The sequence below is a fragment of the Occallatibacter sp. genome (assembly GCF_049802275.1).
In the GTDB taxonomy this organism is placed as follows: domain Bacteria; phylum Acidobacteriota; class Terriglobia; order Terriglobales; family Acidobacteriaceae; genus Telmatobacter.
This window is the reverse complement of sequence record NZ_JBARMD010000049.1, coordinates 1-12,223: the sequence shown is the minus strand read 5'-3', so window position 1 is coordinate 12,223 and position 12,223 is coordinate 1. Positions and strand designations below refer to the sequence as shown.

At 57.7% G+C, this 12,223-nt stretch carries 10 protein-coding genes and 1 other RNA gene; 9 read left to right on the top strand and 2 right to left on the bottom strand.

Annotation, left to right across the window (positions count from 1 at the left end; translation table 11 throughout):
* Positions 1-738 (bottom strand): zinc ribbon domain-containing protein (locus WA354_RS01620; protein WP_472811263.1); only part of this gene is annotated, 738 nt, incomplete at its 3' end.
* Between the two features lie 145 nt (positions 739-883).
* Between WA354_RS01620 and WA354_RS01615 the strand changes: the two genes are divergently transcribed.
* From WA354_RS01615 to WA354_RS01580, 8 genes are all read left to right on the top strand, one after another.
* Entirely contained in the window at positions 884-2,509 is a 1,626-nt protein-coding gene (locus tag WA354_RS01615) for an AsmA family protein (RefSeq protein ID WP_472811262.1), read from the top strand.
* Positions 2,510-2,620: 111 nt separating this feature from the next.
* Positions 2,621-3,538, top strand: a complete 918-nt coding sequence (locus tag WA354_RS01610; RefSeq protein ID WP_472811261.1) for an SPFH domain-containing protein — start codon at positions 2,621-2,623, stop codon at positions 3,536-3,538.
* Positions 3,539-3,670: 132 nt separating this feature from the next.
* Positions 3,671-4,537: a hypothetical protein gene (locus tag WA354_RS01605; protein ID WP_472811260.1), complete on the top strand. Its 867-nt coding sequence runs from the start codon at positions 3,671-3,673 to the stop codon at positions 4,535-4,537.
* A 133-nt stretch (positions 4,538-4,670) separates the two neighbouring features.
* Positions 4,671-6,440 carry a glycoside hydrolase family 13 protein gene (locus WA354_RS01600; RefSeq protein ID WP_472811259.1) on the top strand — a complete coding sequence of 590 codons (1,770 nt, stop codon included), beginning with the start codon at positions 4,671-4,673 and terminating at the stop codon, positions 6,438-6,440.
* 124 nt (positions 6,441-6,564) lie between these two features.
* Positions 6,565-7,356: a TIGR03435 family protein gene (locus tag WA354_RS01595; RefSeq protein WP_472811258.1), complete on the top strand. Its 792-nt coding sequence runs from the start codon at positions 6,565-6,567 to the stop codon at positions 7,354-7,356.
* Positions 7,357-7,511: 155 nt separating this feature from the next.
* Positions 7,512-9,305 (top strand): alpha-glucosidase, encoded by a 1,794-nt coding sequence (locus tag WA354_RS01590; RefSeq protein WP_472811257.1) that lies wholly within the window; start codon positions 7,512-7,514, stop codon positions 9,303-9,305.
* Between the two features lie 188 nt (positions 9,306-9,493).
* Positions 9,494-10,144, top strand: coding sequence for a D-sedoheptulose 7-phosphate isomerase (locus WA354_RS01585; RefSeq protein ID WP_472811256.1), 651 nt, complete (start codon positions 9,494-9,496; stop codon positions 10,142-10,144).
* A gap of 886 nt (positions 10,145-11,030) precedes the next feature.
* Positions 11,031-11,480 carry a CYCXC family (seleno)protein gene (locus WA354_RS01580; RefSeq protein ID WP_472811255.1) on the top strand — a complete coding sequence of 150 codons (450 nt, stop codon included), beginning with the start codon at positions 11,031-11,033 and terminating at the stop codon, positions 11,478-11,480.
* An 80-nt stretch (positions 11,481-11,560) separates the two neighbouring features.
* Here the strand turns inward: WA354_RS01580 and WA354_RS01575 are convergent, their stop codons facing one another.
* On the bottom strand, positions 11,561-11,923 hold the full coding sequence (locus tag WA354_RS01575; protein ID WP_472811254.1) for a putative quinol monooxygenase: 363 nt from the start codon (positions 11,921-11,923) through the stop codon (positions 11,561-11,563).
* A gap of 174 nt (positions 11,924-12,097) precedes the next feature.
* On the opposite strand from WA354_RS01575, the gene ssrA reads away from it, so the two are divergent.
* Positions 12,098-12,223: a transfer-messenger RNA gene (gene ssrA, locus WA354_RS01570) on the top strand; the annotation flags it as partial.

Genomic DNA, 12,223 nt, shown 5'->3' with positions numbered 1-12,223 from the left:
CGCGGGCTCGGGTTGCGGCGTCTTGGGCACCGGCGCCATCGCGGGGTCCCAATACAGCAGCCGTCCGCAGCTGTCGCAGTTCAGCAACTCGCCCTCGCGAAGCTGGTTCCACATCTGCGGGCGCACTCCCATGCGGCAGCCCATGCACTGCTGATTTTCCACGCGGGCAATTCCTGTGCCGCGTTGCGAGGCGATGCGATCGAAGCGCGTCAGCAACTCGGGGGGAATCTCAGTGCGCAGCGCCTCGCGTTCAGTACCAAGTGCGGCCTGTTGCTGGGCAAGTTCACTCTGGCTGGCTGCCACGCGTTCCTTCGTCTTGTCCAGGGCAGACGCCAGTTCCTCCACTTGTGCCCGGGCCGCAGCGAGCGTACCTTCCAGTGTTTCGGTGCGCTCCAAACTGGCAAATTCTTCATTATCCAGGCGATCAATCTCCGACTGCGCAAACTGCACCTCGTGCTCTATGGCCGTGGCCTGTGCCGGGGTGGTGACGCTGTCCTGCTGTGCCTTGTAGCGGTCGGCCTTTTGCCGGTGTGCTGCAACCTCGCGCTCGATCTTCGTGCGCAGCGAGTCCTCACGGCTTAGCGCGTCAGATGCGGCAGCTGTCTTTGCCTGCATCGCCGCCAAAGCGGACTCGGCCTGGTTGATTTGGGCGGGCAGCGCCTTGGCCATTTGCGCCAGGCGACTCCGTTCCAGTTCTACGGTTTGCAGCTTAACCAGGTTCTCAATATTCGCAAGCATCGTTGCCAAGCAGTTTAGTTCATTGCCCGTCTAATCAGAAAATGGGTGCATACTTCGAACGAAAGGCATCCAACGCAAGATGGAGCTAACTGACGCCGAGAAGCCACGTAGACGCCTACCCCGCTGGCCGTTCTGGGCGGGCGGAGTGATTCTTGCGCTCATGGTGACCGCCGGCGTCCTGGTTGACATTGCGGCACACCGGGCTGAGCCGTTCGTACGCCAGCAGGTTGTCCAGGCCTTGTCTGATCGCTTTCACGCGCGCGTGGAGCTCGACAGCTTTCATCTCAAGCTGGGCAATACCCTGCGCGGCGAGTGGGGCGTCTGGGGCGAGGGGAAAGGCCTGCGCATCTGGCCTCCAGCGAATGTGGAGGGAGTTCATGTTCCTGAACCCAATCCGCCGGTCCAGCCTCTGATCCGGCTCGACGAGTTTCACTTTCACGCGCCGCTTCGTTATCCGTCAGGGCAGCCGGTCCACATCACGCAGATTCGCCTCAAGGGCCTCGACATCCGCTTTCCTCCGCGCTCACACATGGCCCGCGAAGCCCAACCGGGGAACGCCACCCAGCCGTCGAAAACTTTGAATGTCAGCGTCGAGATCGACAATGTTGAGTGTACTGACGCGCGCTTCAGCCTCGAAACCGACAAGCCCAACAAATTGCCGCTCGAATTTCTCATTCGCCAATTCCGGCTCAAGGGCGTCCGCTCGGGTGCACCCATGGTCTTCGATGCGGAGGTTGAAAACCCCAAGCCACCGGGCGCGATCCAGACCACCGGCAGCTTTGGCCCGTGGATCGTAGCGGACCCCGGGAGCACGCCGCTTCACGGCGACTACACCTTCAGCAACGCCGATCTGTCGGTCTTTACCGGCATTGCCGGCATCCTCAATTCGACCGGCCGGTACGAGGGATCGTTGCGCGATCTGACCGTTGACGGGCAAACCGACACTCCCGAGTTCCAACTCTCGCACTTCGGACACACCATGCCGCTTCATACCAACTTTCATGCGCGGGTCGATGGAACGAACGGCGATACCTGGCTCGAGCCCGTCGATGCCACCCTGGCGAGTTCCCACTTCACAGCGAGGGGCCAGATTGTGCGCGTTCTGAAGACCGGCGACGATGGAAAGCTGCACAGCATCGGCCACGATATTGCGCTGAACGTAAATGTGGACCGCGCGCGAATCGAGGACTTTCTACGCCTCGCCACCGATTCGCCAAACCCCATTCTCGACGGCAGCATCGGGGTGCAGGCGCAACTTCACATCCCACCCGGGAAGGTTCCGGTAAGCCAGCGCATCGCGATCAAAGGACATTTCGTGCTGGATGAAGCCGAGTTCACCAGCCTCCAGGTCCAGAAGCGGATCCGCGAATTGAGTTTGCGCGGGCAGGGGAAGCTCGACCAGTTGAAGTCCGCCGAAGACGAGAAAATCAAATCGCATGTTGAAGGCGATTTCGCCCTGGACGGCGGAGTGCTGACACTGCCGTCTGTGCTGTACGCGGTTCCGGGTGCAGACATTCATCTGCACGGCACTTATCACACGCAAGGCGGACTCCTCGATTTCACCGGAACGGCGAAGATGCAGGCGACCGTCTCGCAAATGGTCGGAGGCTGGAAAGGCCTCCTGCTCAAACCGGCCGATCGCTTCTTCAAAAAAGATGGAGCCGGCGCCGAGATTCCCATCTACATCGCCGGCACGCGCGAGAAGCCGCAGTTCGGCTACAATTCCGCGAACAACTGGAGCACTCATCCCCAGCGCCCCGATACACAATAGCTTCAAAGTCGCACTTCATTCGCTCGTGGAATACCGAGTCTTCAATCGAGAGCTTGCACTTCGTCTGTATAATTCTTCGCATATTTCACGGTCAGCTTTGCGGAGGCTCCTATGGACGTGGTCTTTCTGATCCTGCTCGCCGTTCTTGCGATCATTGTTCTCTCGCTCATTCTGGGCAGCTTTTTCACCGTCAGTACTGCTGAAGTTGCCGTGCTCACCCGCTTCGGCAAATTCCTCCGTGTCGCCGAAGCAGGGCTCAACTGGAAGGCGCCTTATCTCGATACGGTTGCCGGCATCGTAAGTCTTCGCGTCAATCAGATCACCCTGACCATGGAGACGAAAACCAAGGACAACGTCTTCGTGACCATTCCCATCTCGGTGCAGAATCGCGTGCGCCCGGAGCGCGTGTACGACGCGTTCTACAAGCTCTCTGATCCAGTTGCGCAGATCAAGTCCTATGTCGAGCAGGTGATTCTCGGCCACGTTCCCGGCATGACGCTCGATGAAGTTTTTGCATCGCAATCCAGCATCGCCGCCGCCGTCAAGCAGGAACTCGACTCCGATATGGCCGCGTTCGGCTACGAGATCGTCAACGTGCTGGTGACGGACATTGTTCCCGACGCCAAGGTCAAATCGGCGATGAACGATATCAACGCCGCCCAGCGCGAGCAGGTTGCAGCCACCGCGCGCGGCGAGGCCGACAAGATCCTGGTCGTCAAGAAAGCCGAGGCCGAAGCCGAAAGCAAGGCGTTGCAAGGGCAGGGAATCGCCAACCAGCGCAAGGCAATCGTCGAAGGCCTGCAGAACTCCATCGAGCAGTTTCAGAAGGCCGTGGAAGGCGCAACGCCGAAGGACGTGATGCAGCTGGTGCTGGTCACGCAATACTTCGATACGCTCAAGTCCATTGGCGAAAGCGACAAGACCAACACCCTCTTCCTGGCGCACTCGCCCGCAGCGGTGAAAGAAGTCTCCGACCAGATTCTCGAGTCAATGCTGATCGCGCAGAATTCAACCGTTATGTCGCGTTGACGGCAAGTCGCGGGATTCGAGCGGGATTCGGCTCAAGGTTGGCCCATTGATCGAGTCAATGCTGGTGCCGAACGAAGGCCTAGACGACCATACGGCGGCGCTGCTTTCACTATCGTGTATGAAAGAACCAATATGACCGAGCATTACACCCTTTCGTGGATGCTATCTCTCGCCAGGGCGTCTTTTCATTCTCAGCCAGGGGACCTTGGCTACCAGGTATTTGTCCAACGCCTCTGGACGGAAATGGAAAACGCTCGGGTTCCTCAGATCAGCAGAACTCCGCCCCTGCAAATGAGTAGCGGGCAGGTCTTCCAATACCAACAGTCACCTTATCGACTGCAGGAGTTGGCGGTGGAAGCCTTCTTCCATCTCATAAGGAACGGCTATGCGGTTGAGAAACCGACGGGAGATTTCATTAACCAGCCAAGCTCACAATGGTACCGATGGACGGAACGCGGTCAACAGTGGATTGCAGGGGCGGACCCGGTGCCAGAGGATGCGGTGGGTTACCTGCAGTTTCTGCGCGCCCGGATGCCCCAGCTCGATTCCGTAATTGAACAGTATGTTGCGGAGGCTGTGACGGCCTTTGAGCGGCAAGCTCACTTTGCTGCGGCCGTCATGTTGGGCGCTGCTTCAGAAAAAGCTCTTTACGCGCTTGCCGATTCCATGCTCGGTGCAATCAAAGCGGTAAAAAATAGAGAGAAATTGCAGGATCTCCTCGACAAGCGTCGACTGTTTGCTCTCTTTGAATTTGTTAGGGAGTCAATAGACAATGCCTCGAAAGCGAAGACTTTGCCATATTCAGTCGGAGAGGGTTCGACGACGCACTTGATGTCGATCTATGAGGCGGTACGAGTACAGCGAAATGATGCTGTGCATCCGATGAATGCTTCCGTATCTGCAGACTCGGTTCGATTTCTGCTTGTATCGTTTCCCTACACGCTGGAAAGGGCCGAGACGCTCCGTACATGGTTCATGGGTAACCCTCTCAGCGTGTGACGCGATCCTGCGAAGAACCTTCAGTCGATTGAAGGTCATATCCTCTCACCTATCGATAGCCCCTCTGTGATACTTTGGCGTGTTCACACTACTGCCGAATTTACGAGCAGCAGACGCTCACAAAGGACCCGCAATGCACTGGATCAAATCTGTTTTAGCCGCTACCGCAATATGCGCTCTTGGTTTGTCCATCGGAGCGCCAGCACCCACCGCATCCGCACAAAAGTCTGCACCGACCTCAATCGCCCAGGCCGAAAAAGACCAACCCACCGGCTCTGAATGGTGGCGTCACGCCGTGATCTACGAGATCTACCCGCGCAGCTTTCAAGACTCCAACGGCGACGGCGTCGGCGACCTCAAGGGCATCACTTCGCGGCTCGACTACCTGCACGACCTCGGCATCGACGCCATCTGGATTACGCCGATGTATCCCTCGCCCGGCATCGACTACGGCTACGACATCTCCGACTACACTGCCATCGATCCGCTCTACGGCAGCATGACCGACTTCGACAACCTCGTTGCCGAGGCAAAGAAGCGCAACATCCGCGTGATCATGGATTACGTCATCAACCACACCTCTGACCAGCACAAGTGGTTCCTCGAGTCCCGCTCATCGCGCGACAATCCCAAGCGCGACTGGTACGTCTGGCGCGATGGAAAAGGCGAAACCGCGACGGACAAAGGGCAGCCACCCAACAACTGGCAGTCGTGGTTTGGTCATTCCGCGTGGCAGTGGGATGAAAAGACGCGCCAGTACTACTATCACTACTTCTATGTGCAGCAGCCCGACCTGAACTGGCGAAATCCTGAAGTCCACGCTGCCATGGATGGAGTGCTCGACTTCTGGATGAAGCGCGGCGTGGCTGGATTCCGTATCGACGCCGTCTCGCGCCTCTACGAAGATCCCCAGATGCGCGACGATCCCTACCTTCCCGGCCATAATGCATACGGCGATCGCAACATCCAGCACAAGTACACCGACGATCTACCTCAGGTGCACGACGTGCTCAAGGAAGTCCGCAGCGTTGTCGACAAGTATCCCGGCGACCCTGTGCTTGTGACCGAAGCCGACGAACCAAACGTTCAGGCGCTGGCAAAGATGTACGGCAACGGTGACGAAGTGCAGCTTCCAATGGACTTCCAGATCGCCGACGTCAACCAGCTCTCTGCGCCGCGCTTTCGCGAGCTTTTCAACCAGATTGAAAACAACTCCGCGCACGGCCAGCCCGAATACTTCTTCTCGAATCACGATCAACCGCGCCAGTGGGATCGCTATGGCGACGGCGTGCACAACGACCAGATCGCCAAATTGATGGCGGTTCTGGAACTGACCACGCGCGGCACTCCGCAGATGTATTACGGCGAAGAACTCGGCATGCGCACTACCGATCCTGCGCGCATTGAAGATGTCCATGACCCCATCGGCAAGCTCGGCTGGCCCAAGGAAAAAGGCCGCGACGGCGAACGCACCCCCATGCAGTGGGACAGCTCATCCGAGGCCGGATTCACCACGGCGAGCAAGCCGTGGTTGCCCATTCCGCCCAGCGCTTCTAAGTACAACGTCGAAGCCGAGAAAAAGGATCCCGACTCGATCTTCAGTACGTACAAGCTCCTGCTGGCCCTCAGGAAGAACGAGTCCGCGTTGCGTGACGGGTCGCAAGTGAGCATCAACAACGATGACCCCGACGTCTTCGCCTACGTGCGTAAGAGTGGTGATGAGACGGTAGTGGTCGCCTTGAACATGAGCGCCAAACCTCAGAAGATCAGCCTGGCACTCGAGAGCCAGGGCATTCAAGGCTCGAAGCTGGTGCCGCTGTACTACTCGCCGAACTTCAGATCCGATGGCTTCGCCCGCATCCAGTTGGAACCCTTCGGCGCGTTTGTCGCAAAGGTTCAATAGCTTTTATCCTCCAACCGTGCGGAGCGCGCCATGAGCAGCGCTCCGCCCTCATGGCGTTTTCGAAATTGGCCACTGACCTGATCGCAATATGAGTTAATATTTGGCCGATGGTGGCGCAATCCCCATGCGTTTAATCGCCGTGACCGGTTTCGTTCGTGTATTCCTCATTGCGTGCATACTTCCGGCGCTATTCATTGGCCCTGCGAAGTCGCAGAATCCGAGGCCGCCTTCCTTTGAAGTGGCGTCCATAAGGCCAGTGCAAGGCGGAGAGTCCGGCAGTGAGGGTGGCTCACGTTCGCAGATCGAGACCGCTCCCGACGGCCTCACCATGCGGAGTATCGATCTGAGCGAGATGATCCAGTGGGCCTATAAGCTGCAGCATTATCAACTCAGAGGCCCGAGTTCCCTCGAGGGACTGCGCTACGATCTCAGCGCAAGAGCGGGCGATCGCGTGACGGACGGCACGCTCAGGCTGATGCTTCAGGGTCTCCTCGCCAAAAGATTCAAACTTCAACTTCACCGCGAGCAGAAGAAGACCTCGGTCTATGAGCTGGTGGTTGCCAAAGGCGGGCCGAGATTGCCCAAAGACATGTCAGCCACCCTTCCTCCTGGATATCCAAGAGAATCGTTTCCACGCGTCGTTGACGGGAACTTTGTCTTCCGAAACGTGTCTCTCGGCGAATTTTCCCAGCAGCTGACTGAAATTCGAGGAATCGATTTGCCCGTAATCGATCGCACCGGTATTCCCGGCGTCTACGACATCACCGTAAGATCTGCCGCCAGCGCACTCCTTGACCCGAGCGGACCATCGCTTCTCACCCTGATACATGAGCAACTCGGTCTCAAACTCTTGTCGGCAAAAGAGCCAATTGAGACGGTAGTGGTTGACCACTTCGAACCGCCTTCCGCCAATTGAGCGTCCTCCCCGTCTCTACTTTCAACTCCCCGAACCCCCGCTCATTGTGTTAGTTTTGCCCTGTTCACACCGCTGCCAATTCATGAGCATCGGAACGGAGTGTGTCTGGCTTCGCAGTCGAGGCGTGGGGCCACTCCAGGGACAAGGAGACCGCAATGTACTGGACCAAAAAATTCGCAATCATCATCGCAGCCGCTCTCATGCTGGGCATGACAGTACCCAAAGCCGGAGCTCAGACCAAGTCAACACCAAGTGCTACCGACGAGAAGAGCTGGTGGCGCAACGCCGTCTTTTATGAGATCTATCCGCGCAGCTTCGCAGACTCAAACAACGACGGCATCGGGGACTTGAAAGGCATCACGGCCCATCTCGACTATCTGAAGGACCTTGGAGTCGATGCCATCTGGCTTACGCCCTGCTTCCCATCGCCGCAGGTCGACTTCGGGTACGACATCTCCGATTACGAAGCCATCGATCCCAAATACGGCACCATGGCCGACTTCGACCATCTCATCGCCGAGGCCAACAAGCGCCAAATCCGCGTGCTCCTGGACATGGTGATGAATCATACCTCCGACAAGCACAAGTGGTTCCTCCAGTCGGAATCGTCCAAAAACAACCCCTACCGCGACTGGTACGTGTGGCAGGACGGTAAGGGCGAAACTGCAACCAGCCCCGGCGAGCCTCCCAACAACTGGCAATCGGCGTTTGGCGGTTCCGCATGGCAGTGGGACGACAAGACTCGCCAGTACTACTATCACAAGTTCTACGCCCAGCAGCCTGACCTGAACTGGAACAACCCCAAGGTCCACCAGGCCTTCAAGGACATCATCGCCTTCTGGCTCAAAAAAGGTGTTGCCGGCTTCCGTTTCGACGCCATTACGACCCTCTTCGAAGATCCCCAGATGAGAGACGAAGCGGTAAAGAAGGACAAGAACGGTAACCCCATCATGAGAGAAGGCGAACCGGAGCTCGATGACACCATGACAAACAATCTTCCCGGGGTGCACACCGTCATGGCCGAGATGCGTCAGGAAGCAGACAAGTTCTCAACCGACAAGTTCCCCGGCACGCGCGTATTCATTGGCGAAACCTACCTGCCCAACATTGCCGAACTGCTGAAACAGTATGGAACACCCGAACATCCAGAATTCCAGCTGCCCATGGATACGCAGATCGGCTTCATCAACAAACTCGATGTCTCCGCGTTCCGCTCGAAGATCGAGAATGCAGAGGTCGATCTTGGCGATAACGTGCCGTTGCTGGTCTTCGACAATCACGACAACCCGCGCCTTGATGCGCGCTACGGCGATGGGGTGCACGATACAGATATTGAACGCGTAATCAGCACCGTTCTGTTCGCCAGCAGAGATGCCGCCCTCTTCTATTACGGGGACGAGATTGGCATGAAGACAACACCGCCCGCGAGCAAAGAAGATGTTAAGGATCCGGTCGGCCTGCGTTTCTGGCCAACGTTCAAAGGCCGGGACGGCGAGCGCACTCCCATGCAATGGACGCCTGGTCCGAATGCCGGCTTCGACGGCCCCACCGCCAAGCCCTGGCTGCCGGTGCCACCCAACGCCTCAACCATCAATGTGCAGACGGAAAAAGGAGACCCGAATTCGCTCTTGACCTGGTATCAAGAGCTGATCCGGCTCAAAAAGACCAATACAGCCTTTTCCGAAGGCGCCGACACCATGATCGATACCGCGAATACCAAGGTGCTGAGTTGGAAACGCGAAGCCCCCGGAGTGCCCCCGGTGGTGGTGACGCTCAACTTCACCGCCGAACCGCAAACCGTGAACCTGGTCGGCGCCGGCCTGCCTGACGGCACTCTTAACACACTTTTGAAGACACCAGGTGCCACCAACCCGGATTCGCTGAAGGCTATAAAACTCGGCCCGTACGGCGTCTACATCGGCCAGCTCCAATTCATGATGAGCCACTAAGGCCCAAGGAAATCGAGCCAGAAGAACGCCAAACTCAATCGGCGGTTTCAGTGATTTGGAACCGCCGATCGACTTTTTCGGTCAATGCAGTTTCCAATCCTCAAACCATCACTCGCTGGAGTAATATGCTGGAGCGTCCCCCACGGGGCGCGGGCTTTGACCCAGCCCATCCCCTCCAGGAAGCCTCCATGCCCGAAACCACCACCGACCGAGCCGCAATCTTCCAGGCGGCGCTTGCCGAACACATCCAGATCATCCAGGCCCTCAAAGACCAGCAGCGCGTCCTTGATCAGATCGCCTCCGAGATGGTTCTCGCCATCCGCATGGGCGGAAAAATCCTGTGGTGCGGCAACGGCGGCAGCGCCGCGGACGCGCAGCATCTCAATGGCCAGCTGGTTGTCCGCTTCCGCCTCGATCGTGCCGGAATCCCGTCAATCGCGCTCTCCACTGATACTTCGATCCTTACGGCCGCCAGCAACAACTATGGCTACGAGCACATTTTTCAGCGCCAGGTCGAGACTCTCGCGCGCAAAGGCGACGTCGTGGTCGCCATCTCAACCTCCGGCAACAGCCGAAACGTCTTCCTCGCCCTCGAGGCCGCCCGAAAGATCGGCGCCGTTACCGTGGCATTTACCGGCAAGGGTGGAGGCAAGATCAATACGGCGGCTGATTTTCTTTTTGAAGTCCCCTCGGCAGACACGCCGCGCATCCAGGAAGCCCATATCCTCGCGGGTCACATTTTGTGCGAAATTCTGGAGAAAGAATTATCTACGGGACAGGGAGCAGCCAACCAGAACGGATCCGGGCTCAGAAATCCTCCCCCGTCCCGTTCTCAATAGATCTGGATTCAGAATCCGAAATCTCATTTTCTGCTTCACGCAACTGCGTCAGCGTCTTCCGGTAAAACCATGCTGCGGCTAGACCCCCAAGGACGGCCGAGGCGGCTGCAATGGTGCCGACCTTAAGCCAGCTCCTGTTTTCCAAAGCTTTTCTAGGGGCGTTCTCTGCGACCCCCGGATCGACTGAACTCGATGATTTTAAGTCGTTTGTCATTCCTTAACCACTCTGAGATTCGAACTCTCCCCTTCCCTGCACATGAACCCCGGATACCCGCTCCCGATGACAATTACTTCTGGACGTCTTCTATCCCGCATAGCGGGAAAATCTAAGTTTTTGTATTTGCTTCGAGGTGAATCTATAGTATCGTGTAGATATTCCGGTGATGGAGAGCGGCCTTCGGGACCGCACCAGAGTCGGAAGTAGTTTGCGTCACTGGCCTCCCGGCACGAACAGCAAAACGTTCGTGCCGTCTTTTTTTGCGCCAAATCCAAAGACTCATAAATGCGGATCTGTACCCGGTTCCTCCAGCAACTGGTTGCGGTAGCCGAATCCCGCGTTTACCTCGCCTGGCCGCTCTTCGCGCTCTGCTGCGCGCGCCCGGAGTACTCGCTACGCCGCGTCTAGCCGAGGGAGATTCGATCATAACCATCCGCATGAGCGACGCAACTGTCAATTTCCTCAGTCATCTTAGATCCTGCGACGACGCAGGTGAAGTTCCCGCATATGCAACGCAAGATCGGACGAATGAGATCGATTGGCGCACGCGCAGTGCCGGCCTGAAACATCTGAAGATGGCGCTGCACGGGGTTTCTTCTGTACTCCCATCCCTTCCGGCCGCACTTTCATTCCTCGCTTCGTCTAAAATAGCCAGGAGAGCACCTGCCAATGATCATTGCCAATCGCCGCTTTATCCTCGGATTTGCAGTCTTCGCCATCACCGCTGGCAGCTATGCGCAGTGGTCCAATCCCGCGGAAGAGGTTCCCGCTTATCACCCATCCGCGCCGCTCAAAGTCTCGGCGCTCCCGCCGATCCTGTCGGGTGCGAAGCTGACGGGTGAGAACTTCCGTTACCCCTGGCAGGTCCACGTCTACCAGCAGGCTGCGAAGATCGGCAACGTGCTCTACCAGCTCCCCTGCAACTGCCGGTGCGACCGTGCTCTCGGCCACACCAGCCTGCGAAGCTGCTACGAGGGCTATCACGGCACGGAGTGCTCCACCTGCGCGCAGGAGGCCTTCTACGCCTACGCCATGATCAAGGCCGGCAAGACGCCAGCCCAGATCCGCGCCGGCATCGCCCAGCACGCCTACGAGCAGATCGACCTCGAAAAGCAGTAGGCAGAACTTCAAGGGCGGTAACCAGTTCCGCCCTCCTGATCGCGCAACGCGATTGAATCCTCAGCGTTCTCAGCGCTCCCTCAACGCTCAATCCCCACCCAGTATTGGGAAATGACCGCCCCAAATCCGGCTGCCATTGCGGCAACTTTCGGCCCTGGATCGCCATAGATCTCGAACGCATCCACGGCGCAAACTGCCGCCAATTTGGGAACCCATTCCTGGACCACCGGACCCGTGAAGTGGGCCTCGATAGCTGCGGCATCCGCATAGGTTTCGAGAAGCGTGAAGTGTTTGCCGTCCCCTTTTGCGAACCACTCATAGCCGAGCGTGCCGGGCTCGGATTTCGAGCCTTCCGTCATTGACTTCGCAATGCTCTTGAACGTTTCGGTTTGCCCTTCGTTTATCGTCAGGTTGACGGTCAGACGCACCACTTGCTGGACCACTTCGACCTCCCCTTGAACCCTTTTGCTTTGGGCTACTTGCCACCGGTATCACTGCGGACGCGGCCCTCACATCGGAATTGGCGTAAAATAAGAGATGCAGCACGAGCCAGTTGGCCCGGCTCGCACCCCGAGGAACGGTTGGCTCAATAACCGGCCAATGAGTTCCCGGCAGATGGGGGCGTCACGGTTTCGACGGGATCGATTGCGGCATGGGAGGCATGTCGGGGTGTGGGCACCCGTAATCGCCTGCAAAAACAAAGTTGCCAACGATAACCTGGCACTTGCTGCTTAATTAATTAA